At 72.7% G+C, this 24448-nt stretch carries 20 protein-coding genes; 5 read left to right on the top strand and 15 right to left on the bottom strand.

Annotation, left to right across the window (positions count from 1 at the left end; all coding sequences use genetic code 11):
• The first annotated feature begins 76 nt into the window (after nt 1-76).
• Both OG440_RS34325 and OG440_RS34320 read left to right on the top strand, forming a co-directional pair.
• Complete coding sequence (locus tag OG440_RS34325; RefSeq protein ID WP_406010643.1) at nt 77-1216, top strand: aminoglycoside phosphotransferase family protein; 1140 nt, start codon at nt 77-79, stop codon at nt 1214-1216.
• 245 nt (nt 1217-1461) lie between these two features.
• Nucleotides 1462-3390, top strand: coding sequence for an N-acetylmuramoyl-L-alanine amidase (locus OG440_RS34320; RefSeq protein WP_406010642.1), 1929 nt, complete (start codon nt 1462-1464; stop codon nt 3388-3390).
• A gap of 7 nt (nt 3391-3397) precedes the next feature.
• Here the strand turns inward: OG440_RS34320 and OG440_RS34315 are convergent, their stop codons facing one another.
• The 6 genes from OG440_RS34315 to OG440_RS34290 all read right to left on the bottom strand — a co-directional run bounded on the left by OG440_RS34315 (nt 3398) and on the right by OG440_RS34290 (nt 8477).
• Nucleotides 3398-3895, bottom strand: coding sequence for a hypothetical protein (locus OG440_RS34315; RefSeq protein WP_062646030.1), 498 nt, complete (start codon nt 3893-3895; stop codon nt 3398-3400).
• Nucleotides 3896-4071: 176 nt separating this feature from the next.
• Nucleotides 4072-4314, bottom strand: coding sequence for a DUF397 domain-containing protein (locus OG440_RS34310; protein ID WP_406010641.1), 243 nt, complete (start codon nt 4312-4314; stop codon nt 4072-4074).
• Nucleotides 4315-4397: 83 nt separating this feature from the next.
• Complete coding sequence (locus OG440_RS34305; protein ID WP_406010640.1) at nt 4398-5564, bottom strand: thiolase domain-containing protein; 1167 nt, start codon at nt 5562-5564, stop codon at nt 4398-4400.
• Nucleotides 5561-6610 carry a thiolase domain-containing protein gene (locus OG440_RS34300; protein WP_406010639.1) on the bottom strand — a complete coding sequence of 350 codons (1050 nt, stop codon included), beginning with the start codon at nt 6608-6610 and terminating at the stop codon, nt 5561-5563. The genes OG440_RS34305 and OG440_RS34300 overlap by 4 nt, the downstream gene beginning before the upstream one ends.
• A complete protein-coding gene (locus OG440_RS34295) occupies nt 6607-7548 on the bottom strand; it encodes a Zn-ribbon domain-containing OB-fold protein (protein WP_406010638.1) in 942 nt (313 codons plus the stop codon). Before OG440_RS34295 ends, OG440_RS34300 begins: the two co-directional genes overlap by 4 nt.
• A 128-nt stretch (nt 7549-7676) precedes the next feature.
• Entirely contained in the window at nt 7677-8477 is an 801-nt protein-coding gene (locus tag OG440_RS34290) for a crotonase/enoyl-CoA hydratase family protein (RefSeq protein ID WP_406010637.1), read from the bottom strand.
• A 174-nt stretch (nt 8478-8651) separates the two neighbouring features.
• On the opposite strand from OG440_RS34290, the gene OG440_RS34285 reads away from it, so the two are divergent.
• On the top strand, nt 8652-10256 hold the full coding sequence (locus OG440_RS34285; RefSeq protein ID WP_406010636.1) for an acyl-CoA synthetase: 1605 nt from the start codon (nt 8652-8654) through the stop codon (nt 10254-10256).
• Nucleotides 10257-10268: 12 nt separating this feature from the next.
• On the opposite strand, the gene OG440_RS34280 is transcribed toward OG440_RS34285, so the two are convergent.
• Entirely contained in the window at nt 10269-11156 is an 888-nt protein-coding gene (locus tag OG440_RS34280; RefSeq protein ID WP_406010635.1) for an alpha/beta fold hydrolase, read from the bottom strand.
• Nucleotides 11157-11356: 200 nt separating this feature from the next.
• Between OG440_RS34280 and paaK the strand changes: the two genes are divergently transcribed.
• Nucleotides 11357-12652, top strand: coding sequence for a phenylacetate--CoA ligase PaaK (paaK, locus tag OG440_RS34275; protein ID WP_406010634.1), 1296 nt, complete (start codon nt 11357-11359; stop codon nt 12650-12652).
• Here the strand turns inward: paaK and OG440_RS34270 are convergent.
• The 4 genes from OG440_RS34270 to OG440_RS34255 all read right to left on the bottom strand — a co-directional run bounded on the left by OG440_RS34270 (nt 12647) and on the right by OG440_RS34255 (nt 18688).
• The gene (locus OG440_RS34270; protein ID WP_406010633.1) at nt 12647-14143 is read right to left on the bottom strand and encodes an acyl-CoA synthetase; all 1497 of its coding nucleotides are present in this window, start codon (nt 14141-14143) and stop codon (nt 12647-12649) included. The genes paaK and OG440_RS34270 overlap by 6 nt on opposite strands.
• Nucleotides 14144-14262: 119 nt before the next feature.
• Nucleotides 14263-15816, bottom strand: coding sequence for an acyl-CoA synthetase (locus OG440_RS34265; protein ID WP_406010632.1), 1554 nt, complete (start codon nt 15814-15816; stop codon nt 14263-14265).
• Nucleotides 15813-16922, bottom strand: coding sequence for an NAD(P)H-dependent flavin oxidoreductase (locus OG440_RS34260; protein WP_406010631.1), 1110 nt, complete (start codon nt 16920-16922; stop codon nt 15813-15815). The genes OG440_RS34265 and OG440_RS34260 overlap by 4 nt, the downstream gene beginning before the upstream one ends.
• A gap of 149 nt (nt 16923-17071) precedes the next feature.
• Nucleotides 17072-18688 carry a phytoene desaturase family protein gene (locus tag OG440_RS34255; RefSeq protein WP_406010630.1) on the bottom strand — a complete coding sequence of 539 codons (1617 nt, stop codon included), beginning with the start codon at nt 18686-18688 and terminating at the stop codon, nt 17072-17074.
• Between the two features lie 233 nt (nt 18689-18921).
• Here OG440_RS34255 and OG440_RS34250 point away from each other — a divergent pair, with 233 nt between their 5' ends.
• On the top strand, nt 18922-19425 hold the full coding sequence (locus OG440_RS34250; RefSeq protein ID WP_406011538.1) for an NUDIX domain-containing protein: 504 nt from the start codon (nt 18922-18924) through the stop codon (nt 19423-19425).
• A gap of 4 nt (nt 19426-19429) precedes the next feature.
• Here OG440_RS34250 and OG440_RS34245 read toward each other — a convergent pair whose 3' ends face one another.
• From OG440_RS34245 to OG440_RS34230, 4 genes are all read right to left on the bottom strand, one after another.
• Nucleotides 19430-21652 carry a tetratricopeptide repeat protein gene (locus OG440_RS34245; protein WP_406010629.1) on the bottom strand — a complete coding sequence of 741 codons (2223 nt, stop codon included), beginning with the start codon at nt 21650-21652 and terminating at the stop codon, nt 19430-19432.
• Between the two features lie 58 nt (nt 21653-21710).
• On the bottom strand, nt 21711-22556 hold the full coding sequence (locus OG440_RS34240; RefSeq protein ID WP_406010628.1) for an oxygenase MpaB family protein: 846 nt from the start codon (nt 22554-22556) through the stop codon (nt 21711-21713).
• Between the two features lie 9 nt (nt 22557-22565).
• Nucleotides 22566-23744: an acyl-CoA dehydrogenase family protein gene (locus OG440_RS34235; RefSeq protein WP_406010627.1), complete on the bottom strand. Its 1179-nt coding sequence runs from the start codon at nt 23742-23744 to the stop codon at nt 22566-22568.
• A gap of 172 nt (nt 23745-23916) precedes the next feature.
• Nucleotides 23917-24309 (bottom strand): ferredoxin, encoded by a 393-nt coding sequence (locus OG440_RS34230; RefSeq protein WP_406010626.1) that lies wholly within the window; start codon nt 24307-24309, stop codon nt 23917-23919.
• Nucleotides 24310-24448 lie beyond the last annotated feature (139 nt).

Raw genomic sequence — 24448 nt, 5'->3', positions numbered from 1 at the left:
TTCCCCAGGGTGTACCCGAAAGGACCGGTCGGGGCAGCGCTCTGACGTCCGGCACACGAAGGGATCTGTTTCTCCCATGTACGCAGCATCGTCCTCCGTGTCCGCCCCGCCCCGGTCGCTGCACACCCGCCCGGGCGGCGGCGGCCCCTACCTCGACCCCGCCGCGCGGTCGGCGGCTCCCGCGCTCGGCGCCGGTCTCGCCCGGCGGCCCGCGGGGCTCGGCACGCAACCGCTCAGCGGGAGACTCGACCTGTCCGGCCCCCAGGGCGCCCAGCTGCGGACGGCCATCGCGTCCGTGCACCGGATCTGCCCGGAGTTCGCGCCGGTCCAGGTGCTGCGCCGCAGCGGACGCTCGGTGCTGCTGGTCGGCACGACCGGCCGCAGCACGGCGGTCGCGAAGTGTTTACTCGACCACTCCCCCGCGTGGGCGGAGCAGATCAGGCACGAAATAGCCGCATACCGCACGTTCGTCCGGCACCGCCCTCCGGTGCGGGCGCCGAGGCTGATCGCTGCGGACCCGGACAACTGCACACTGGTGATCGAGCGGATGCCGGGACGGGCGGCCGCACTCCAGCGGCACCCCACCGAGGCCCCGCCCCGGGCGGACATCCGGGCCGCGCTCGGCGCGATCTGCCGGCTCAACGCCTGGCGTCCGCCGGCGGGGACGTTCGACGCCCCGCTCGACTACGCAGCCCGTATCTCCCGCTACCACGAGCTGGGGCTGCTCACCGACCGGGACCTGGGCGACCTCCAGAAGCTGCTGCACGGCATCGCGGCCACCGCGGGCCGGCAGGGCATGGGCCAGTTCTGTCACGGCGACGCCCTCCTGTCGAACATCCTTCTGTCACCGGCCGGTCCAGTGCTGGTGGACTGGGAGCACGCGGGTTGGTATCTGCCGGGCTACGACCTGGCGACGCTCTGGTCGGCGCTGGGAGACGCGCCGGTGGCGCGTCGTCAGATCAGCCAGATCGCCCAGTCGGCGGGCCCCGCCTCACGGGACGCCTTCCTGGTGAACCTGATGCTGGTCCTGACCCGCGAGATCCGTACCTACGAGACGGCCGTGCAGCGTTCGATGCACGACATCACCCCGACGGCCCCGGGCGCCCATCCGGGTGGCGCGCCGTCCGGCGAGGAACAGCGCCTGCTCCTGCGACGACTGCACGACGACTGCCAGCTGGCCCGCCGGGCCGTCCGCGCGGCGGTCGGCACCCGATGAGGTGACGGGGGTTCCGCGGTTGCGCCTGAACGGTGGCGCGCCGCGGGCCCCCGCGGTGCGTCAGCGGTGTCTTGACGAGGGGGATCCCCTGTCTGTGGGCATGATTGACGGGTTGTCGGCAAGCCGGTGACAGATGGTCCCTGTCCGGCCCCGCACGTCCCGCCCGTTCGTCCCAGGAGGCCGCGTTGCGAAAACCCGTCACCCACCCCGGACCTGGCAGACACTCCCGTAGAGCCGCAGGCGCCATGGCGTCGGCGGCTCTGCTGCTCCCGCTGCTCGGCGCGGCCTCCCCGGCCGAGGCCACGGCGCCGTCGCTCTCCCCGGCCGGCAAGGCCACGACGGCGGCCGGCCTCCAGCGGGCCTTCGCCGTCGCGGCCGCCGAGTACCACGTGCCGCGGAGCCTGCTGCTGGGCGTCTCCTTCCTCCAGTCCCGCTGGGACACGCACGCCGGAGCGCCGAGCGTGACCGGCGGCTACGGACCGATGCACCTCACCGACGCCCGTACGGCGCTGGCCGCGGCCCCGCACCACGGCCAGGGCACGGAGGACGCCCGTGGCGACTCCGCCCGGCCGGCCCTGGTAACCGAGACGCGGCTCCCCGCCACGGACGAGATCCCGGCCCGGCTGCGGACCCTGCCGAGGGCGGCGGAGCTGACCGGCTTGCGCCCCGAGGAACTGCGTACGGACCCCGCGGCCAACATCGCGGGCGGTGCCGCGCTCCTCGCCGCCGCGCAACGGAGCCTGGGCGAGCCGCTGAGCGGCGACCCGGCGGACTGGTACGGCGCGGTGGCGCGCTTCTCCGGCGCGGACGACAGCGCGACGGCCGGGCGCTACGCCGACGACGTCTACGACGTGCTCCGCACCGGCGCGGAACGCACCACGGACGCCGGCGGGCCGGTCGCCCTGGCCGCGCAGCCGGGCCTCGCCCCGCGGACCGGCCAGCTACGGGAGACCGGGCTGCGCACGGCCTCCAAGGCCGGCACCGAGTGCCCGACGACGGTGTCCTGCGAGTGGATCCCGGCACCGTACGAGCAGTTCGGCGACAACGACTACGGCAACCACGACTTGGGCGACCGGCCCGCCGCGCCGGGCATCCGGTACATCGTCGTGCACGACACCGAGGGCGGCTGGGAGGGGGTGCTGAACATGGTCCAGGACCCCACCTATGTGTCCTGGAGCTACACCCTGCGCTCCACCGACGGTCACGTCGCCCAGCATGTGAAGGCCAAGGACGTGGCCTGGCACGCGGGCAACTGGTACGTCAACGCCAAGTCCATCGGGCTGGAGCACGAGGGCTTCCTCGCCCAGCCGGACTCCTGGTACACGGAGGCGATGTACCGGTCGTCGGCGCGCCTGGTGAAGTACCTGGCCGCGCGGTACGGCATCCCGCTGGACCGGCAGCACATCCTGGGCCACGACAACGTGCCCGGGCCGAACACCGCGACCGTCTCCGGGATGCACACCGACCCGGGCCCGTTCTGGGACTGGCGGCACTACTTCGAGCTGCTCGACCGGCCCTTCACGGCGGCGGCCCGCGCGAGCGGCGCTCTGGTCACGATCCGGCCGGACTACCTCGCCAACCAGCCGGTGTACACGGACTGTGTCACCAAGGGCCAGCCGTGTGCGGCGCACGGCTCCGGCGCGGTGCGGCTGTACTCCGACCACGACGAGAAGTCGCCCCTGATCAAGGACGTCGGCCAGGGCTCGGCCCCGACCACGGGCGTGAACGACACCTCCTCGCGGGTGTCCACCGGCCAGCAGTACGCCGTCGCCGACCAGTGGGGTGACTGGACGGCGATCTGGTACCTGGGTCAGAAGGCGTGGTTCAGGAACCCGAAGGAACATCCGACGGCGGTGCCGGCGGCGGGTCAGGTGATCACCCCGAAGGACGGCCGCGACAGCGTTCCGGTCTACGGCCGCGCCTACCCGGAGGCGTCGGCCTACCCGGCGGGCGTCCCGGCCCAGGCGGTGTCACCGCTCCCGTACACCCTGCCGAAGGGGCAGAAGTACGTGGTCGGTGACAAGGTGCCGGGCGAGTACTACTACGCGGTCACCTTCGACACCGGCTCGCACCGCGACGTGATCGGTGCGGACACGTACTACGAGATCCAGTACGGCCACCGGGTGGCGTTCGTGCGGGCCGCGGACGTGAAACTGGTGTCGTCGACGTCCTAGCCGCGCCTCAGCCCTGCTGGAACAGCTCCGCCGGGAGGGGTTTCAGCAGGGCGTACAGGTCGTCGGTGATGGGGCGGTCCCAGGCGGCGATGGTCACCAGGACGTTGTCGCTGCGGTCGAACTGCACGCAGGAGATCCGGCCCTCGGAGAGCTTGAGGCGGCGCACGATCAGGAGGTTGTCGCCCTGCATCACCGGCATGTCCTCGGTGCCGACGACGGTCACCTCCTCGTCGTTCTCCAGCGCGAGCAGCAGCTGGGCGACCTCGAAGGGGACCTCCCCCTCCTCCACCTCACGGGCCGGGGAGCCCTCGGGCAGATTACCGATGATCATCGCGGGGCCACGGCCGCCGAAGAGGTCGTAGCGCAGGAAGACACCCTGGCAGCTGCCGTCGGGGGCGGGCAGCAGCCCGGCACCCAGATTGCCGGGCCAGTCGCCCGGATCCATGGCCAGGACGTCGAAGTCGGGCCCGGCGGGAGTGGCGCTGCGGCGGCGGAGGAACGACATGCGGCCATGGTACGTGGACAGCGCCGTCCGGCGACCGCCGGGCGGGACGCGGTTCGTCGTCGCGGGGTGTGCCCTCCGCCCGGGTGGTGGCGGCCGCGGACGCCTGCCCGCCCGGGCCCCGCCCGGCCCCCGGCCCGGGCAGCCTCCTGGTACCGGCCGTCCGGCCGGCGCCGGTCTCAGGTCAGGTCGAACTCCCCCTCCCGCGCCCCCGACACGAACGCGCCCCACTCGGCGGGCGTGAAGATCAGGGAAGGGCTCGTCGGGCGGCCACTGTTGCGCATCGCGATGAATCCCTCGACGAAGGCGATCTGGACATCCCCCCGCCCCCGGCTGCTGGACTGCCACTCGGCGTTGCTGAGGTCCAGCTCCGGCTTGTCCCAGCCCGTGAGCGGCTGCTGCTGGATGGTGCTCTCGGCCACGTCCGTGCTCCTCCCGGTTCGTCGTCCGCGGGCCAGCCTAGCGATCGGTCACGGACCCCGACAGAGCACGTGAGGGGGACCTTTCAGGACTCCGGCGGCCGCGCTCCCACCAGCCACATGGAGAAGAACTGCGAGCCACCGCCATATGCGTGCCCGAGGACCTTCCGGGCCCGCTCCACCTGGTGATCCCCGGCCTGGCCGCGCACCTGGAGCGCGGCCTCCGCGAAGCGGATCATGCCGGAGGCGCCGATGGGGTTGGTGGACAGGACGCCGCCCGACATGTTGACGGGCAGGTCGCCGTCGAGTTCGGTCACGCCGGCCTCGGTCAGTTTCCAGCCCTCGCCCTCGTCGGCGAAGCCGAGGTTCTCCAGCCACATGGGTTCGTACCAGGAGAACGGCACGTAGATCTCGGCGGCGTCGATGTCCCGGCGCGGGTCGGTGACGCCGGCCTGCCGGTAGACGTCGGCGGCGCAGTCCCGGCCGGCCCGCGGCGACACGGCGTCCTTGCCGGCGAACAGGGTCGGCTCGCTGCGCATCGCGCCGCCGAGCATCCAGGCGGGCGGCCGGGGCGCGCGGGCGGCGCCGGCCCGGTCGGTGAGGACCATCGCGCAGGCACCGTCGGAGGAGGGGCAGGTCTCGGAGTAGCGGATGGGGTCCCAGAGCATGGGCGAGGCCTGGACCTTCTCCAAGGTGATGTCGTGCTCGTGCAGGTGGGCGTAGGGGTTCTTCAGCGCGTTGCGCCGGTCCTTGTACGCCACGAGCGAGCCGACGGTGTCGGGGGCGCCGCTGCGCCGCATGTACGCCCGCACGTGGGGGGCGAAGAATCCGCCCGCCCCGGCGAGCAGGGGTTGCTGGAACGGGATCGGCAGGGACAGGCCCCACATGGCGTTGGACTCGGACTGCTTCTCGAAGGCGAGGGTCAGCACGGTGCCGTGGACGCGGGCCGCGACGAGTTGGGCGGCGACGAGGGTGGTGGACCCGCCGACGGAGCCGGCCGTGTGCACCCGCAGCATCGGTTTGCCGACCGCGCCGAGCGCGTCGGCGAGGTAGAGCTCGGGCATCATGACGCCCTCGAAGAAGTCGGGGGCCTTGCCGATGACGACGGCGTCGATCTCGGCCCACGTCAGCTCGGCGTCGTCGAGGGCGCGCCGGGCGGCCTCGCGGACGAGCCCCGCGATCGACACGTCCCGGCGGGCCGCGACGTGCTTGGTCTGGCCGATCCCGACGACGGCCACGGGCTCCTTGCTCATCGCGGTTCCCCTTCGAGTACGGCGACCAGGTTCTGCTGGAGACACGGGCCGGAGGTGGCGTGGGCGAGGGCGCGGTCGGACTCGCCCCGGTGGATACGGGCGGCGGCCTCGCCGACGCGGATGAGACCGGCGGCCATCATCGGGTTGGCGGCGAGGGCGCCGCCGGACAGGTTCACCCGCACGCTGTCGTCGAGCCGCAGCGCCTTGCGCAGGACGACCTCCTGTGCGGTGAACGGGGCGTGCAGTTCGGCGGTGTCGACGGGCCGTTCGAAGGCGCCGGCCCGTTCGGCGGCCAGGCGGGTGGAGGGCGAGTCGGTCAGGTCGCGCACGCCGAGCGCGTGGGCCTCGATGCGGTGGTCGATGCCCCGGATCCAGGCGGGCCGTGAGCACAGCTCGCGGGCCCGTTCCCCGGCCGCGAGGATCACGGCGGCGGCGCCGTCGCCGACGGGTGGGCAGTCGCCGGTGCGCAGCGGCTGTACGACGTAGTCCCCCTGGGGGACGGAACCACGCAGCTGGGCGCGGGGGTTGAGGGTGGCGACCCGGCGGCTGCGGGTGCCGATCGCGGCGAGGGCACTCTCGTCGGTGTCTCCCGCGTCGATCAGGGCCTGTGCCTGGAGGGCGGCGAGGGCGACGGAGTCGGGCCACAGCGGGGCGACGTAGTACGGGTCGAGCTGACGGGTGAGCACGTCGCGCAGCGAGCCGGGCGAGGACTTGCCGTAGGAGTAGACGAGCGCGGTGTCGGCGTCGCCGGTGAGCAGCTTGGTCCACGCCTCGTACAGGGCCCAGGCGCCGTCCATCTCGACATGGGATTCGGAGATGGGCGGCCAGGCCCCGACTCCGTCGAGGGCGAGGGTGAAGGAGAAGGCCCGGCCGGCCAGGTAGTCGCTGGAGCCGGAGCAGGTGAAGCCGATGTCGGCGGTCTTCAGGCCGGTCCGGTCCAGGACGCTGTGCAGGACCGGCATGAGCATCTCGACCTCGGAGAGCTCGTCGGTGGTGCGCAGGACGTCGGTCTGCGCGAAGGCCACCACCGCGATGTCCCGGGTCACAGCAGCTCCTTGTAGGCGTCGTAGTCCGCGTCGGGTTCGCCGGTCGGCCGGTAGTGGTCGGGGTAGCGGGATCCGTCCGTCCACACGGGTTCGACGCGCAGGCCCATGCGCACCTGGTCGTAGGGGATGCCGCCGATGCGCGCGTGCAGGGCGAGGTCGGCGCCGTCGAGGGCGATGTGGGCGTAGACGTAGGGCACCTCGATGTCGAGGTTCTTCGCCTTGATGTTGACGATGCAGAAGGTGGTGACGGTCCCGCGCGGTCCGACCTCGACCCGTTCGGCGGTCGGGACGCCGCAGGTGGGGCAGGCCCCGCGCGGCGGCACGTACACCTTGCGGCAGGACGGGCAGCGCTCGCCGATGGTTCTGCGTTCGGCGAGGGAGCTGATGTACGCGGTCTGGGCGCGGCCGGGCGAGTACGTGTAGTCGAGCCGGGCGGCGGCCACGATGCCGGCGACCGGCTCCGCGAACTCGCCGGTGCTCCACGTGAGTTCGGCCGGTTCGCCGTCGTGGGCCTCGAAGCAGGCGATGTCGGTGATGGCGCCGGTGCGTTCCCCGGCCCAGCGGATCCGGACCCGCATCCCGGTGTGGACGGCGTCGGGGCCGTCGGCGTCGAGGGCGTGCAGGAGGGCGGTGTCGGCGCCGTCGAGGCGGACCAGGACCCAGGCGAAGGGCGTGCCGAGGGGCTGTCCGCGGCGGGGGGCGTGATTCCAGGCCCAGGTGGTGACCGTGCCCGTGGGGGCGACCTCGACCAGGTCACGCAGATCGTCGGCGGTGACCGGGTCGTACTCGACGGGCGGGACGAGGGTGCGGCCGTCGGTGGTCCTCACCCCGAGCACGACCCGCTCGCGCAGACCGGTGAGAAAGGCACTCTGGACGGGGCCGAGGGACCGGGTGAACGGGAACTCGACGACGAGTGGCGCTTGGAGAACTTCGGGCATCGGGGCTGCCTCCTCGGGAAGCCGACATCAGTGGGGCGCCCCGCAAGGGGCGCGGGGAACCGCGCGACCAGCCATGTCGGCCCCGCAGACCGCGAACGACATGCACCACCCGCTCACCCGGCGGAGGGTCACGCCCGCTTGTAGACCGGAGCCCGCTTCTCCGCGAAGGCGCGGGCGCCTTCCTTCGCGTCGTCGGTGTCGAACACCGGCCAGCCCCGGACGAGTTCGGCGGCCAGCCCGTCGGTCTCGGTCAGGTCGGCGGCCTCGTACACGGACGCCTTCACGGCCTCGACGGCCAACGGCGCGCAGGCGTTGACCCGTTCGGCGATCTCCAGGGCCTTGTCCAGGGCGGTTCCGTCGGGGACGACATGCCCGACCAGCCCGATGGCGGCGGCTTCGCGTGCGGTGTAGGGGCGGCCGGTGAGCAGCATCTCCAGGGCGTGGGTGCGCGGGATCTGGCGGGGCAGCCGGACGGTCGAGCCGCCGATCGGGAAGAGCCCGCGTTTGACCTCGAAGAGGCCGAAGGTGGCGGACTCGCCCGCGACGCGGATGTCGGTGCCCTGGAGCATCTCGGTGCCGCCCGCCACGCAGTACCCCTCGACGGCGGCGATCACCGGCTTGCGGGGGCGGTGGTGGCGGAGCATGGCCTTCCAGTGCAGGTCGGGGTCGGCCTTGAGCCGGTCGCGGTGCTGTTGGCCCTCCATGCCGCGGCCGGCCAGGGCCTTGAGGTCCATGCCGGCGCAGAACGAGCCGCCCGCCCCGGTGAAGACGATCGAGCGGATCGAGTCGTCGGCGTCGGCCTCCAGCCAGCCGTCGTACAGGCCGACGAGCATGGCGATCGAGAGCGCGTTCCTGGCCTCCGGCCTGTTGAGCGTGAGCACGAGTGTGGCGCCTTCGCGGCGCACGGTGAGGTGTTCGGTGCCGCCCATGGCAGATCTCCCCTCGGAAAGAACGAGAACAGGTTGCAGGAGGCGTGATGGCAGTTCAAGGGTTTTCTGACAGTCAGTCAGATTTCTTGGCGCGAGCCCTTCCCACTTGCCGCCCGCTTTGCTCAGATGACCGGCGAACCGTCGGAGTAGCAGGCCCCCCGGTCAGGAGGAGCGGTGGAGTACAACCTTGCCGACCTGTTCGAGTCGGTCGTCGACGTGGCGGCGGACCGTGAGGCGCTCGTGTACGTCGACCACCCCGGCACGGGCGCGGAACGGCGTCTGACGTACGCGGAGCTCGACGCCGCGGCCAACCGCGTCGGCCACCATCTCCTCGACAGCGGGATCCGCCCCGGCGAGCACCTCGGCCTGCACCTGTACAACGGCGTCGAGTACCTCCAGACGGTGCTGGGCTGCCTCAAGGCGCGGATCGTGCCGGTCAACGTCAACTACCGGTATGTGGAAGAGGAGTTGGTCTACCTCTACCGGGACGCCGATCTGGTGGCGCTGGTCTTCGACGCGGAGTTCACGGAGCGGGTGGCGGCGGCGCTGCCGCAGACCCCGGCACTGCGGCACCTGATACGGGTGGGGCCGCCCGTCGAGGGCATCACCTCCTTCGCCGACGCCGAGGCGAGCGGCTCCCCCGGGCGCGGGTTCCCGGACCGCTCGGGCGACGACCAGTTCATCATCTACACCGGCGGCACGACCGGCCTGCCGAAGGGGGTGATGTGGCGTCAGGAGGACCTGTTCTTCTCGGGGCTCGGCGGCGGTTCACCCACCGGCGAGCCGGTGAAGAAGCCGGAGGAGATCGCCGAGCGGGTCGCGGCCGGCGGCACCGGGATCACCTTCTTCCCCACCCCTCCGCTGATGCACGGCACCTCCACCCTCACCGCCTTCATCGGCTTCAACTTCGGGCAACGTGTGGTGATCCACCGCAAGTTCGTGCCCGAGGAGGTACTGAGGACGATCGAGAAGGAGAAGGTCACCAGCATCTCCCTGGTGGGCGACGCGATGCTGCGGCCGCTGATCGACGCGCTCGACGGGCCGCTGAGGGGCACGGACTGCTCGTCGGTGTTCAGTGTGTCCTCGTCCGGCGCGATCATGTCGGACACGGTCCGCCGCCAGTTCCGGGCGCTGATGCCGAACGCGATGCTGCTGAACAACTTCGGCTCCTCGGAGTCCGGGTTCAACGGCACGGCCACGGAGGACTCGGGGCCCGAGCGCGGCTTCCGGGTCCGCGTCAACTCCCGTACCCGGGTGGTCGATCCGGCCACCCACGAGCCGGTCGCCGCGGGCGAGGTCGGGCGGGTCGCCCAGTGCGGTCACGTACCTCTCGGCTACTACAACGACCCGGCGAAGACGGACGAGACGTTCTTCCGCAAGGACGGCCAACGCTGGGTGCTGCTCGGCGACATGGCGACCGTGGACGAGGACGGCGTGGTCGTCGTCCTCGGGCGGGGCTCGCAGTGCATCAACACCGGGGGCGAGAAGGTGTACCCCGAGGAGGTCGAGCAGGCGCTGAAGTCGCATCCGGACGTGTACGACGCCCTGGTGGCCGGGGTTCCGGACCCGACCTGGGGCAACCACGTGGCGGCCGTCGTGCAGATGCGCGACGGCGCCGGACGTCCCTCGCTGGAGGACATCCAGCGTCACTGCCGTTCCCGGCTCGCCGGCTACAAGATCCCTCGTCAGCTGGTGCTCACGGAGTCCATCCGACGCTCGCCGAGCGGAAAGGCGGACTACCGGTGGGCGCGGGAGGTGGCGGTCGCCGAGGACCGGTGACCCGGCCGGGCCTCAGACCCGGGGCGTGACCGTCGGCCGCACGGCCGCACCGGTGACCGGTGTGCCGTCGAGAAAGGCGGCGGTGCGTCCGGCGAACCACTCCGGGTCGTCCAGCCACGGATAGTGCCCGGCGCCGGGCTGTACGGCGAACTCGGCGTTCGGGCAGGCGTCGGCGAGGAGCCGGGCGAGTTCGGGCCGGGGTCCGCCGTCCACCTCGCCCGCCAGCACCAGGACCGGGACGGCCAGGTCCGCGAGGGCGGCCCGCAGGGCGACCGGGTCGAAGGCCTCCGGGGCCAGGAAGAGCCCCTCCGCCTCGTCGTTGGTCTGCTCGTCCGCGGCGGCGTCGTGGGCGCGGGCGGCCTCGTCCCACCGGCCGTGGAAGAAGGCGCCGACGACCGCCCAGTCCGGGTCGCCCCCGCCCGCGAGCCAGGCCTCGAACGCCGGATACGCCGCGGCGAACCAGGGTTCGGCCGAGCGCAGCCGAGCCGCCGTCAGCCGGTCCTCGGCCGTGGCCGGGCGGCCCAGGGCCCAGGGCGTGGCGGTGATCAGCGCGAGCCGGGACACCCGGTGCGGGTACCGGGCCGCGTACAGCAGCGCGAGGCTGCCGCCCGCCGAGTGGGCGAGCACGTCGATCCGCTCGTGTCCGAGATGGACGCGCAGCGCCTCGACGTCGTCGACCTGCCGGTCGCACCGGTACGTCGCCGGGTCGGCGGGGACGGCCGAGTCTCCGGTCCCGCGCAGATCGAGGAGGACCAGCCGGCGATGAGCGTCGAGACCGCCGAGATCGCCGAGGTAGGCGGAGGCGCGCATCGGGCCGCCGGGCAGTACGAGGAGCGGCTCGCCCTCGCCCCGCAGGTGGTAGGCGAGCTCGGTCCCGTCCGGGGCGGTGAAAATCGGCATGCCCCGATCTTCGACGGGGAGCGGACCGGTGCGCAACGCGGTTCTCCCGGGCGAAAGTCCCGGCCGCCCTCTTGCCTGCGGCCGGCCGGCCTGGATTACTGATCCCGAGGAAGATCGACCGAATGATCGGTCGCCCGTATTGACATGGTTCGACGACCGTGTCGGCGTGAGGCGGCGAGGGTGACGAGGGAGAGGGTCCCATGGCGGACGCGGGGAACCTGCTGGACAAGGGCGAACGCCTCGAAGAGGGCCCCCTGCGGGCCCTGCAACGGGAACGGCTGCGGGCCTCGCTGCGCCACGCGTACGCCAACGTGCCCTTCTACCGCGAGTCCTTCGACAAGGCGGGTGTCCACCCCGACGACTGCCGCGGCCTCGGCGACCTGTCCCGCTTCCCCTTCACCACCAAGGCCGACCTGCGCGAGCACTACCCGTACGGGATGTTCGCCGTCCCGCGGGACCGGGTCCGCCGCATCCACGCCTCCAGCGGCACCACCGGCCGCCCCACGATCGTCGGCTACACGGACGCCGACCTGTCCATGTGGGCGGACCTGGTGGCCCGTTCGCTCCGCGCCGCGGGCGCCCGTCCCGGTGACACGGTCCATGTGGCGTACGGCTACGGCCTGTTCACCGGCGGCCTCGGCGCCCACTACGGCGCCGAACGACTCGGCTGCACGGTGATCCCCGCGTCCGGCGGCATGACGTCCCGTCAGGTGCGGCTCATCCAGGACCTCGAGCCCCGGATCATCATGGTGACCCCCTCCTACATGCTCACGCTGCTCGACGAGTTCGAACGCCAGGGCGTCGACCCGCGGTCCACCTCGCTGCGCGTGGGCGTGTTCGGCGCCGAGCCGTGGACGGAACGGATGCGTGAGGAGATCGAGGGCCGGTTCGCGATCGACGCCGTGGACATCTACGGGCTGTCGGAGGTGATCGGCCCCGGGGTCGCGCAGGAGTGCGTGGAGACGAAGGACGGACTGCACATCTGGGAGGACCACTTCTATCCCGAGGTGGTCGACCCGGTCACCGGCGAGGTGCTCCCGGAGGGCGAGGAGGGTGAGCTGGTCTTCACCTCGCTCACCAAGGAGGCGATGCCGATCGTCCGTTACCGCACCCGGGACCTGACCCGGCTGCTGCCGGGCACGGCACGCGTCTTCCGGCGGATGCGGAAGGTGACCGGGCGCAGCGACGACCTGGTCATCCTGCGCGGGGTGAACCTCTTCCCCACGCAGATCGAGGAGATCGTGCTGCGTACGCCGGCCGTGGCGCCCCACTTCCAGCTCCGGCTGACCCGCGAGGGCCGCCTCGACGCCCTCACGGTGCGCGCGGAGGCCCGCCCCGACGCGACCAACGAGGACCGTGCCGCGGCCGCGCGCGCCATCGCGGCGGCCGTGAAGGACGGGATCGGCGTGTCGGTGGCGGTCGAGATCGTCGATCCGGAGTCGCTGGAGCGGTCGGTCGGCAAGATCAGGCGGATCGTGGACCTGCGGGAGTCATGAGGCGAACCGTTCGCGCAGCTCCCGCTTGAGGATCTTGCCGCTGGCGTTGCGGGGCAGCTCGTCCACGAACAGCACCCGCTTCGGCGCCTTGAAGTGGGGGAGGTTCGCGCGGGCGTGGGCGATGAGTTCCTCCTCGGTGGTCTCGCCGCGCGGGACGACCACGGCCGTGATCACCTCGATCCACTTCTCGTCGGGCAGCCCGATCACGGCGGCCTCCGCGACGGCGTCGTGGGTGTACAGCGCGTCCTCGACCTGGCGGGAGGCGACGAGGACGCCACCGGAGTTGATGACGTCCTTCACCCGGTCGACGATCGTGAAGTAGCCGTGGGCGTCGCGCACGGCGAGGTCGCCGGAGCGGAACCAGCCGTCGCGGAAGGCGGCGGCGGTCTCCTCCGGCTTGTCCCAGTAGCCCTCGCACAACTGGGGGGACCGATAGACGATCTCGCCGGCCGTGCCGTCCGGGACGTCCTCGCCGTGCTCGTCGACCACCCGGGCGTCCACGAACAGGACCTGGCGCCCGCAGGAGTCCATCCTGCCCTTGTGCTCGTCGGGGGCGAGGACGGTGGCGAGCGGACCGATCTCGCTCTGCCCGAAGCAGTTGTAGAAACCCAGCTTCGGGAGGCGCTCGCACAGTCGTTCGAGGACCGGTACCGGCATGATCGACGCCCCGTAGTACGCCTTGCGCAGCCCGCTCAGGTCGCGGGTGCCGAAGTCGGGGCGGTTGGCCAGGCCGATCCACACGGTCGGCGGGGCGAAGAGGCTGTCGACGCGGTTCGCCTCGATCAGGTCGAAGAGGCGGTCGCCGTCGGGCGAGTCCAGGACGATGTTCGTGGCGCCGACCGCGAGGTACGGCAGCAGGAACACGTGCAGCTGCGCCGAGTGGTACAGCGGGAGGGAGTGCGCGGGGCGGTCGCCGGCGCTCAGGTCGAGGGCGGCGATCGCGCTCAGGTACTCGTGCACCAGCGCGCGGTGGGTCATCATCGCGCCCTTGGGCAGGGCCGTGGTGCCCGAGGTGTAGAGCAGCTGCACCAGGTCCTCGGAGCGCGGCTCGGGGCCGTCGTACGCGGGGGCCGCGGGCAGCCGGGCGAGCAGGGAGTCGTCCGCGTCCCGCAGCGCCGACTTCCGGGTGCCGGCGGGGAGTCGGTCCGTCAGGTCCGGATCGGTGAGGACCAGCGCGCTGCCCGACTGGCGGAGGATGTACGCCAGGTCGTCGCCGGTGAGGTTCTGGTTGACGGGGACGTGCACCAGGCCCGCGCGGGCGCAGGCGAGGAACGCGATGAGGTAGGCGTCGGAGTTGTGGCCGTAGGCGCCGACCCGGTCGCCGGGGGCCAGACCCTCGCCGAGCAGGACGCTCGCCGCGCGCGAGACGGCCTCGTCGAGTTCCTCGTAGGTCCAGGTGCGGTCGCGGTACTCCACCGCGACGCGTGCCGGGGTGCGGCGGGCGCTGCGCCGCAGCACCCCGTCGACCGTGCTGCCATGTCCGGGCGTCATGGCTCATGATCCTCGGACGGCGGCCGGGGCGGGTCAAGTCGCCGGCGTACCGGGACGCCGGACGGGCCGTCGTGTGGCGCGTCCGGGAAGGAGGCGCCACGCGCGTCTTTCAGGCCCGCTCAGACGGGACGCGTCCGTCCCTCCCAGTACGGCTCGCGCAGCCGCCGCTTGTAGAGCTTGCCGTTGGGGTCGCGGGGCATCTCGGTGATGAAGTCGATGCTCTTGGGGCGCTTGTAGCCGGCCAGCCGTTCGGCGCAGTGGTCGAGGAGGGCGGCGGCGAGGTCGGGTCCGGGTTCGCGGCCGGGGGCCGGTTCGACCACGGCCCTCACCTCCTCGCCCCAGTCGTCGTGCGGGATGCCGAAGGCGGCGGCGTCGGCGACGGCGGGGTGGGCGAGCAGCGCGGACTCGATCTCGGCGGGGTAGATGTTGACGCCGCCCGAGATGATCAGGTCGATCTTGCGGTCGCGCAGGAAGAGGTAGCCGTCCTCGTCGAGCACGCCGAGGTCGCCGACGGTGAAGAAGTCGCCGATGCGGTTCTTCCGCGTCTTGTCGTCGTCCTTGTGGTAGGCGAAGCCGCCGGTGGTCATCTTCATGTAGACGGTGCCGAGTTCACCGGGCGGCAGCCGGTTGCCGTCGTCGTCGAAGACGGCCAGTTCGCTGATGGGCCAGGCCTTGCCGACCGTGCCGGGCCTCTTCAGCCAGTCCTCGGCGGTGGCGAAGGCACCGCCGCCCTCGCTGGCCGCGTAGTACTCCTCCACACAGGTGCCCCACCAGTCGATCATCGCCCGTTTCACATGGTCGGGGCAGGGCGCGGCGCCGTGGATGGCGTGCCGCATGGACGACACGTCGTAGCGGGCCCGGACGTCCGCCGGGAGGGCCAGCAGACGGTGGAACTGGGTCGGGACCATGTGGGTGTGCGTACACCGGTGGGTGTCGATGAGACGGAGCATCTCCTGCGGGGTCCACTTGTCCATCAGGACCAGGGGGTGTCCGATGTGCAGGGACGCGGCCGCGAACTGGAGCACCGCCGTGTGGTAGAGCGGCGAGCAGACGAGGTGCACGTTGTCGTCGAACGGCCGGACGCCGAAGATGCCGAGGAATCCGCCGAGGTACGCCTCCTCGGGCAGCTTGCCGGGCAGCGGGCGCCGGATGCCGCGCGGGCGGCCGGTGGTGCCCGAGGTGTAGTTCATGACCCAGCCGAGGGTGCGGTCGGCGGGCGGCGAGTCCGGTTGCCCTTCGAGGAGTTCGGCGTACGGCCGGAAGCCCTCGACCTCGCCGACGGCGTACCGGTGGGTGCCGGGCAGTCCGGCCTCGTCGGCGGCCCGGCGCGCCTGGTCGGCGAACCGCTCGTGGGCGAGGAGGACCTTGGCGCCCGAGTCGGAGACGATCCAGGCGATCTCGGGCCCCATCAGGTGGTGGTTGACCGGGACGAGGTAGAAACCGGCCTGGGTGGCGGCGAGATGGGCGGTGAAGAACTCCGCCGAGTTGGGCAGGACGACGGCGAAGGCGTCACCGCGCTCCAGACCGGCGGCGCGCAGTCCGTGCACGAGCCGGTTGGCGGCGGCGTGCAGGCGTCCGGCGCTCCACCGCGCTCCGTCCGGCGCGATCAGGACCGTGCGGTCGGGGTCCTGGGCCGCCTGGGCCCAGAAGCCCGCGGGGGGTGTGCTGGTCATGTGCCGCTCCTTCCGGCGATGCGGTTGACACGGTCCACGGCCTGCTCGAAGCCGCGGGTGAGGTCGTCGAAGACGGCCTGCACGCTGCGGACGTCGTTCATCCGGCCGACGATCTGGCCGACGGGCGTGCCGAGCAGGGGGTCGATCTCGTACTTCTGGATACGCGAGACGGCCTCGGCGACGAGCAGTCCCTGCAGTGGCATGGGGAGGGTGCCCGGCCCGTCGTCGGCGTCCCAGGCGTCGGTCCATTCGGTCCGCAGCTGGCGGGCGGGTTTCCCGGTGAGGGCGCGGGAGCGGACCGTGTCGCCGGAGCCGGCCGCGAGGAGTTTGCGGGTGAGGGCGGCCGAGTGCAGGTCGGCCTCGGCCGTGGTCAGCCAGACCGACCCGAGCCAGACGCCCTGGGCGCCCAGCGCGAGGGCGGCGGCCACCTGCCGGCCGCTGCCGATGCCGCCGGCGGCGAGGACCGGCAGCGGGTCGACGGCCTCGACGACCTCGGGGGTGAGCACCATGGAGGCGATCTCGCCGGTGTGGCCGCCCGCCTCGTAGCCCTGGGCGACGACGATGTCGATGCCCGCGTCCTGGTGCTTGCGGGCGTGCCGGGCGCTCCCGGCGAGGGCGGCGACGAGCACGTCCTGTTCATGGGCGCGGGCGACGATGTCGGCGGGCGGGGAGCCGAGGGCGTTGGCCAGCAGCCGGATCGGGTAGTCGAAGGCGACGTCGAGCTGGCTGCGGGCGACCTGCTCCATCCAGCCGGTGATCCGCCAGCCGGACGCCTCGCCCTCGGCCAGCTCGGGCACCCCGTACTTGGCGAGGGTGTCCCGCACGAACTGCCGGTGCGCCGCGGGGATCATCGCCTCGACGTCCGCCTCCGTGACGCCTTCGACCTTCTTCGCGGGCATGACGACGTCGAGGCCGTACGGCTTGCCGTCGACATGCGCCTCGATCCAGTCGAGGTCGCGTTTGAGGTCGTCGGGCGCGGTGTAGCGGACCGCGCCGAGCACGCCGAAGCCGCCCGCGCGGCTGATGGCCGCGGCGACGGCGGGAAACGGCGTGAAGCCGAAGACGGCGTGCTCGACTCCCAGTTGCTTGCTCAGCTCCGTCTGCATGCGCGCAGGATGCCGCAGCCGATGCGACGACGGAAGCCTCTTTCTGATACTCCGTCAGTTTTACTGTCGGCGACCGGGCGCGGCCGTCCGCCGGGAGGCGGGCACCCGGTGTCCCCGTCCGGCCCGACGCGCCGGCTCCGTGCGGCCGCTCAGCCGCCGGCCGGCGCCTCCAGCACCGCCATCGCCGCGTTGTGTCCCGGCACCCCGCTGACCCCTCCCCCGCGCACCGCGCCCGCGCCGCACAGCAGCACGTTGGCGTGCCGGGTCTCCACGCCCCAGCGGCCGGCGCCCTCCTGGGCGTACGGCCAGGCCAGGTCGCGGTGGAAGATGTTGCCGCCGGGCAGCCCCAGGTCGCGTTCCAGATCCAGCGGGGTCCGGGCCTCGACGCAGGGGCGGCCGTCGGCGTCGGTGGCCAGACAGTCGGCGAGCGGCTCGGCGAGATGGGCCTGGAGCTGGTCGAGGGTCGTCCTCAGCAGTTCCTCGCGCACGGCGTCGTTGTCCCGCTCGAAGAGCCGGGCGGGGGTGTGCAGACCGAACAGGGTCAGCGTCTGGTAGCCCCGCGCCACGAGGTCCGGCCCGAGGATGGAGGGGTCGGTCAGGGAGTGGCAGTAGATCTCGGAGGGCGGGGCGGCGGGCAGTTCGCCCGCGGCCGCCTGGGCGTGCGCGGTGGCGAGCTGCTCGTAGCCCTCGGCGATGTGGAAGGTGCCGGCGAACGCCTCGCGCGGGTCGACGGAGCTGTCCCGCAGCCTGGGCAGGCGTTCGAGCAGCATGTTCACCTTGAGCTGGGCGCCCTCTGCGGGGGCGGGCGGCGCGTCGCCGGTGAGGGCCGCGAGCGCCTGCGGGGAGGCGTTCACCAGGACGTGCCGGGCGGCGGCGACACCCTCGCCGTCGGCGGTGCGGTAGGTGACCTCCGCCGTACGGCCGTCCGTGTCGACGCGTACGGCCTCGTGCCCGGTGGCCAGGACGGCGCCCGCCTTCCTGGCGGCGTCGGCGAGGGCGTCGGTCAGGGCGCCCATCCCGCCGACCGGGACGTCCCAGGCTCCCGTGCCACCGCCGATCACGTGGTAGAGGAAGCAGCGGTTCTGCTTCAGGGAGGCGTCGTGGGCGTCGGCGAAGGTACCGATGAGGGCGTCGGTCAGGACCACACCCCGCACCAGGTCGTCCGTGAAGCGTTCCTCGACGGCGACGCCGACGGGCTCCTCGAACAGGATCCGCCAGGCCTCCTCGTCGTCGACGCGCCGGCGCAGCTCGTCCCGGGTGGGCAGCGGTTCGGTGAGCGTGGGGAAGACGCGCTGGGCGACGCGCCCGGTCATGCCGTAGAAGCGCTCCCAGGCCGCGTACTCGCGCTCGCCGCCGGTCAGCCGCGCGAACGCCTCACGGGTGCGTTCCCGGCCACCTCCGACGAGCAGTCCGGTGGGCTGTCCGCCGCGCTCCACCGGGGTGTACGAGGAGATGGTGCGGCCCTGGACGCGGAAGTCCAACCCCAGGTCCCGCACGATCTTCCCCGGCAGCAGGCTGACCAGGTACGAGTAGCGTGACAGCCGGGCGTCCACACCGGTGAACGGTCGGGTGGAGACGGCGGCGCCGCCGGTGTGGTCGAGCCGTTCCAGCACCAGCACGGACCGGCCGGCCCGGGCCAGATAGGCGGCGGCGACCAGACCGTTGTGGCCCCCGCCGACGATGACCACGTCGTAGGCGCGGTGCCCCTGGTGACTCCCGTGTCCCTCGCGTGCCTCGTGTGCCTGGTGTCGCTCGTGTTCAGCCATGCTTCTTCGTAACACGAGCCGATCAAGGTCGGCCAGAGGTGGCCACGGCCGGCGCGATCGGACCGCCGGGAAGGCCGGCGTGCGGTCGGTCTTCCCGTACCTGCGGGGATCGACCGCCCGCGCCTCCTCGATGGCCCGCGGCTCCACCAGCCCTTGTCGGCTCCCATACGATCACGATGGCCGCAAGTACGCGGCGTCGCACCCGTGTTGGACCCGAGGGGGAGCGCGTGACCATGGAGCCCGAGCCCGGACCCGAGCCCCGCGGGACTTCCGCGCCCACCCCGGGACCGCCCGCCCGGCGTACCGTCCTCAACGTCGTCGGAGTGCACCTCTATCTGGAGCGCGACGGCAGGATCCTCCTCGGCCTGCGGCACCCCGACTCGCCCTTCGCGTCCCTGCACCACCACTTCCTGGCCGGTCACTGCGAGCAGGAGTCCGCCGTCGCCTGCCTGATCCGCGAGGCCCGGGAGGAGGCCGGCCTGGAGATCGCGGCGGCGGACGTCGAACTGGCGCATGTCGTCCACGTCGTCGACTCGCCCGGGACGCAGCCGCGGATCCAGCTCGTGTTCCGCGCCGAGCGGTGGCGGGGCGAGCCGCGGCTGCTGGAGCCGGACAAGTGTCTCGGCTGGGACTGGTGGCCCCTGGACGCGCTGCCCGAGCCGATGGTGGGGTACGCGCGGGCGACGATCGCCGGGATCCGGGCCGGGCGGCTGTACACGGAGCTGGGCTGGGTCTGAGGACCTACGCCCCGCCCGCCGCGCGCTGCTGCTGGAGGACCGCCACCCTTCGGTACAGCTCGACCGCCTCCCGGGCCCGGCCGAGCCGCTCCAGGCAGTGGGCCTCGTCGTTGCGGCCGGCGAGGGTGTCGGGATGGTCGGCGCCCAGCACACGCTCGCGGGCCGCGGCCACCCGGCGGTACTCGGTCAGGGCATCGGCCCAGCGGCCCAGCCAGCCCAGACCGACGGCGACCTCGCGGCGGCTGACCAGGGTGTCCAGGTGGTCGGCTCCGAGCACGCGCTCACGGATGGCGCACACGTCCCGGGACTCGGCGAGAGCCTCCTCCCAGCGGCCCAGCCGGCCGAGGTTGACGCCGAGACCGTGGCGGGCCCGCAGCGTCTCGGGGTGTGTCGGGCCGTGGATGCGGGTGCGGTCTTCCACGAGGTCGCGGTAGAGCTGGAGCGCCTCCCCGCTGCGGCCGAGGCTGATACCGGTCTCGTAGCGGGCGGCCAGCGTGTCGGGGTGGTCGGGGCCGAGGGCCTGCGCGCGGGCCGAGGCGACCTCGCGGTAGGTCTGCAGGGCCTCCGGCCAGCGGCCCAACTGGCCGAGGGCGTAGGCCACTTCGTAGCGGGTGACCAGTGTGTCCGGATGGGCGGGACCCAGGACGCGGGCACGGGCGGCGGCCACCTCGCCCGCCATCCGGTGAGACTCCTCCAGACGGCCGAGCCTGCTGAGGTTGAACGCGAGGTTGTGGCGGCAGCGCAGGGTGTCGGGATGGTCGGGGCCCGTCGTGCGTATCCGGGCGGCGAGGACCGACGTGTACACCTGGTGGGCGTCGAAGTGGCGGCCCAGCCGGCCGAGCACGTAGGCCATCTCCTGCCGGGTGGCGAGAGTGTCGGCGTGATCGGCGCCGAGCACCCGGGTCCGGGCGGCGGCGACGTCCTGGTACTCGCGCAGCGCGTCGGCGGCGCGGCCGGTGCGGCTCAGGGTGAAAGCGACCTCGTAGCGGCTGGCGAGCGTCTCGGGGTGGTCCGCGCCGAGGAGATGAGCGCGTTCGGCGGCGACGGCACGGTGCACTTCCCCGGCCTCCGCCCAGCGGCCGAGCCGCCCCAGGCTGAGGCCGGCGCCGTGCCGGCCCGCGAGCGCGGCGAGCGCCTGCGGCGACGGCGTGTCCGGCGCCGGCGGGGCGGGGACCGCGCCGAGCGCCGGGCGGGGGATCCACTCGCCGGTCAGGGCCGCCCCGGCGTCCGGCGGCGGGACCCGCAGTCCGGTGCCGGTCGCCTTGTGACCGGTGGTCATGCCCTGCGTCCAGGACGGCAGCCGCGGCTCGCGGCCGGCGGCCCCGGGCCGGCGCGGCTCGGGCCGGGGCGTCACCAGGGTCGGTATGTACCCCGGCGCGATACGGCCCGCGGCGATGCGCCGGACGATCTCACCGGCGTCCTGGGGACGCCGGTCGGGCTGCTTCGCCAGCAGGTCCAGGATGATGCGGTCGAGATGTCCGGGCAGGTCGGGCCGGAGCTCGCGCGGCGGCCTGGGCGGCGTGTCCCGGTGGCCGACGAGGATCGCCCACGGGTCCTCCAGGTCGAACGGCGGGGCCCCGGTGGCCATCTCGTACAGCACGCAGCCCAGCGAGTAGAGGTCGCTGCGCGCGTCGACCTCCTCCCCACCGATCTGCTCCGGCGACATGTAGTGCGGGGTTCCCATGGCGATGCCGGTGCCGGTGAGACGGGAGGTGAAACCGATGTCGTGGCCGAGGCGGGCGATGCCGAAGTCGCAGATCTTCACCGTGCCGTCGGCGAGGCGCACGATGTTCGCGGGCTTCAGGTCGCGGTGCACGACGCCCTGCCGGTGCGTGTAGGCGAGGGCCGCGGCGACCTGGTCGGCGATCTCCAGGACCTCGGGCACGGGCAGCGGGCGGCGCTCGTTGTCGTCCAGCACCTGGCACAGGTTGCCGCCGTCGAGGAGCTCCATGACCAGGAAGAGGACACCGTCGCTGTCGCCGAAGTCGTGGACGACCGTCACGCCGCGGTGCTGGAGCGCGGCCGCGACGCGGCCCTCGCGCCGGAACCGTTCGCGCAGGACGCGCCCGGAGGCCGGGTCGTGGTGCGGGGCGATCGGTTTGAGGCACTTCACGGCCACCTGCCGGCCGAGGGACTCGTCACGGGCCCGCCACACCTCGCCCATGCCGCCGCGCCCGATCCGGTCCAGCAGCCGGTACCGGCCCTGGATCAGCTTGCTCTCCGCCATAGTGCGCCGCCGCCCCCGTTGCTTTCCGGCCCTCCCCTGGCCGGTCCAGTATGGCGGCCTATCGCCCGACTTTGAACGGGGCCGGCCGAGCTTCGGGGCCGAGCCTCGCCATGGCCCGCAGGACGTGTCTGGGCGGTAGTTGCCACCGGACACGTGCGGGAACACAGCGCAGCAGGGTGCCCAGGGCGCGCAACCGCCTGGTGACGACGGCGGGTTCCGGGGCCGCTCGGCCGTACAGCCGGTGGGCGTACGGCGGCAGGGAGGCGTACGCCAGGTGCGCCACCCGCCGCCACAACAGGGCGCGCGCGGGGACGAGCAGCGGGTGGACCGGCGGCCGCAGCAGGAAGTCGTCCACCTCGTGCGCCTCCGCCCCGGCGGCGAGTTCGGGGCGCGCCTTCTCGAAGTACGCGTCCATGCCGGTCCGGTCGGCGGGCACCGTGTCCGGGTCGAGGCCCACCAGGCGGGCACTGACGCGATGTTCGGCGAGGTAGCGGTCGGCCGCGGCGTCGGTGAGGGGATAACCGGAGCGGCGCAGGACGTGCAGGTAGGAGTCGATCTCGGCGCAGTGCACCCACAGCAGCAGCTCGGGTTCGTCGACGCCGTACCGCTCCCCCGTGTCCGGATCGGTCGCGGACAGCAGGCGATGGATCTTGCGGACGCGGGCGCCCGCCTTCTCGGCGGCCTCGGTGGTGCCGTACGTCGTGGTCCCGACGAAGTCGGCGGTACGCATCAGCCGGCCCCAGGCGTCGTGCCGGAAGTCGGAGTTCTGCATGACCCCGCGCACGGCACGCGGGTGGAGTGCCTGGAGGTAGAGCGCGCGGACCCCGGCCACCCACATCATCGGGTCGGCGTGCAGCTGCCACGTCACGCTCGTCGGGCCGAACAGCCCGGGGTCCGCCTTCATACCGGCAGGCTAACGCCGTACCCGTGGCATCCCCAGGCCGATCCACGAGATGATCTCCCGCTGGATCTCGTTGTTGCCGCCGCCGAAGGTGAAGATCACGGCGGAGCGGTAGCCGCGTTCGAGTTCGCCGTGCAGGACCGCTCCCGCCGAGCCCTCCTGGAGTGCGCCGGGGGCGGCGACGACCTCCATCAGCCAGGCGTACGCGTCCCTGCGGGCCTCCGAGCCGTAGACCTTGACGGCGGAGGCGTCCTGCGGAGTGAGGGTGCCGTTCTGGAGGGCACCGACCATCTGCCAGTTGAGCAGCTTGAGCGCGTCGAGCTTCACGTGGGTCCGGGCGAGCAGCCGGCGCACCCAGGGCAGGTCGACCACCCGACGGCCGTCGGCGAGCTTGGTCTCCGTCGCCCAGCGCTGCACGTCGTGCAGGGCGCGGATCGCCATCGTGCCGTGCGCGGCGAGGGTCACCCGCTCGTGGTTGAGCTGGTTGGTGATCAGCCGCCAGCCCTGGTTCTCGGCGCCGACGCGCCGGGAGACGGGCACCCGCACGTTCTCGTAGTAGCTGGCGGTGGTGTCGTGGGAGGCGAGGGTGCGGATCACCGTGCAGGAGTATCCGGGGTCCGTGGTCGGCACGAGGAGCATCGTGATGCCCTTGTGCGGCGGGGCCTCGGGGTCGGTGCGCACGGCCAGCCACACCCAGTCCGCGGTGTCGCCGTTGGTCGTCCAGATCTTCTGCCCGTCGACGACGTACGTGTCGCCGTCGCGTACCGCGCGGGTCTTGAGCGCGGCCAGGTCGGTGCCCGCGTCGGGCTCGCTGTAGCCGATCGCGAAGTCGATCTCCCCGGCGAGGATCTTCGGCAGGAAGTACGCCTTCTGCTCGTCCGTCCCGTACCGCATGATCGTCGGTCCGACCGTGTTGAGCGCCATCAGTGGCAGGGGCACGCCGGCCTGGGCGGCCTCGTCGAAGAAGACGAACTGCTCGATCGGGGTGAGGCCGCGCCCGCCGTACTCCTCGGGCCAGCCGACGCCGAGCCAGCCGTCCGCGCCGAGGCGGCGGATGGTCTTGCGGTAGAAGCGCTTCGCGGCGACCGGATCGATGTGCCGGGCGTAGGCGTTGTGCGGCACCAACTCGGCGAAGTAGGCGCGCAGTTCGCTGCGCAGCCGCAGTTGCTCGGGCGTGTGGTCGAGGTGCACGGCGCCTCCTGGCTCCCCAAGGCCGGTCCTGACGGCGCACACGGTAGAACGTGTTTCAGAAATTGGGAATGGCGGAGGCTCCTTTCCCTTTCCCTTCGCCTCGGGCCCCGGTTCGCCCGGCCTCGGTTCACCCGCCTCAGGCGCGCCCCGGTCTCCCGGGCTCGCCCACGTCTCAGGCCAGCGTCCCGATGAACTCCGTGCAGGCCGCGGCGCAGGCGCGGCACGCGGCGGCGCCCTCCTCGGCTCCGGGGTGCTTGTCGAAGACATGGGCGGTCTCCAGGCAGACGGTGCGGCACCACTCCAGCTGGGCGCGGATGCCGGCCTCGTCCAGGCGATTCTCCTCGGACAGCACACGACAGGTCGCGTCGCACACCTCCGCGCACATGATGCCCTTGCGGCGCAGCAGCGCCTGCTCGTCGGCCCCGTCCGGATTCACGAGGCTCGCCCGCAGCGCACAGGCCCGCGCGCACTCGGTGCACGCCTGGGCGCAGGCGAAGCGATCCTCCAGGAACCGGAAGAGCTCCTGTTGCGATGTCTGGTACGTCTGGGATGTCGTCGAAGTCACCCCTGACGGGTAGCCGGGCGGCGCGGGGCGAAACCCGCGGACCGGGCCGCAGGAGGCGCCGATCGCCGCGCGCGAGGACGCGGCGGCGGAGAGTCACGGGACGGGAATGGCGGGTTCATGCCGGATTAGGTGGGTATTC

The organism is Streptomyces sp. NBC_00637, from assembly GCF_045161545.1.
In the GTDB taxonomy this organism is placed as follows: domain Bacteria; phylum Actinomycetota; class Actinomycetes; order Streptomycetales; family Streptomycetaceae; genus Streptomyces.
This window is presented reverse-complemented; position numbering and strand designations above follow the sequence as displayed.

Excerpts from the sequence above, each read along its gene's own strand:
- OG440_RS34320 (WP_406010642.1), top strand. The coding sequence starts at position 1,462 with ATGGCGTCGGCGGCTCTGCTGCTCCCGCTGCTCGGCGCGGCCTCCCCG.
- OG440_RS34290 (WP_406010637.1), bottom strand. The coding sequence starts at position 8,477 with ATGGGCGGCACCGAACACCTCACCGTGCGCCGCGAAGGCGCCACACTC.
- OG440_RS34280 (WP_406010635.1), bottom strand. The coding sequence starts at position 11,156 with ATGCCGATTTTCACCGCCCCGGACGGGACCGAGCTCGCCTACCACCTG.
- OG440_RS34305 (WP_406010640.1), bottom strand. The coding sequence starts at position 5,564 with ATGAGCAAGGAGCCCGTGGCCGTCGTCGGGATCGGCCAGACCAAGCAC.
- OG440_RS34325 (WP_406010643.1), top strand. The coding sequence starts at position 77 with ATGTACGCAGCATCGTCCTCCGTGTCCGCCCCGCCCCGGTCGCTGCAC.
- OG440_RS34265 (WP_406010632.1), bottom strand. The coding sequence starts at position 15,816 with ATGACCAGCACACCCCCCGCGGGCTTCTGGGCCCAGGCGGCCCAGGAC.
- OG440_RS34270 (WP_406010633.1), bottom strand. The coding sequence starts at position 14,143 with ATGACGCCCGGACATGGCAGCACGGTCGACGGGGTGCTGCGGCGCAGC.
- paaK (WP_406010634.1), top strand. The coding sequence starts at position 11,357 with ATGGCGGACGCGGGGAACCTGCTGGACAAGGGCGAACGCCTCGAAGAG.
- OG440_RS34315 (WP_062646030.1), bottom strand. The coding sequence starts at position 3,895 with ATGTCGTTCCTCCGCCGCCGCAGCGCCACTCCCGCCGGGCCCGACTTC.
- OG440_RS34250 (WP_406011538.1), top strand. The coding sequence starts at position 18,922 with ATGGAGCCCGAGCCCGGACCCGAGCCCCGCGGGACTTCCGCGCCCACC.
- OG440_RS34255 (WP_406010630.1), bottom strand. The coding sequence starts at position 18,688 with ATGGCTGAACACGAGCGACACCAGGCACACGAGGCACGCGAGGGACAC.
- OG440_RS34260 (WP_406010631.1), bottom strand. The coding sequence starts at position 16,922 with ATGCAGACGGAGCTGAGCAAGCAACTGGGAGTCGAGCACGCCGTCTTC.
- OG440_RS34295 (WP_406010638.1), bottom strand. The coding sequence starts at position 7,548 with ATGCCCGAAGTTCTCCAAGCGCCACTCGTCGTCGAGTTCCCGTTCACC.
- OG440_RS34245 (WP_406010629.1), bottom strand. The coding sequence starts at position 21,652 with ATGGCGGAGAGCAAGCTGATCCAGGGCCGGTACCGGCTGCTGGACCGG.
- OG440_RS34240 (WP_406010628.1), bottom strand. The coding sequence starts at position 22,556 with ATGAAGGCGGACCCCGGGCTGTTCGGCCCGACGAGCGTGACGTGGCAG.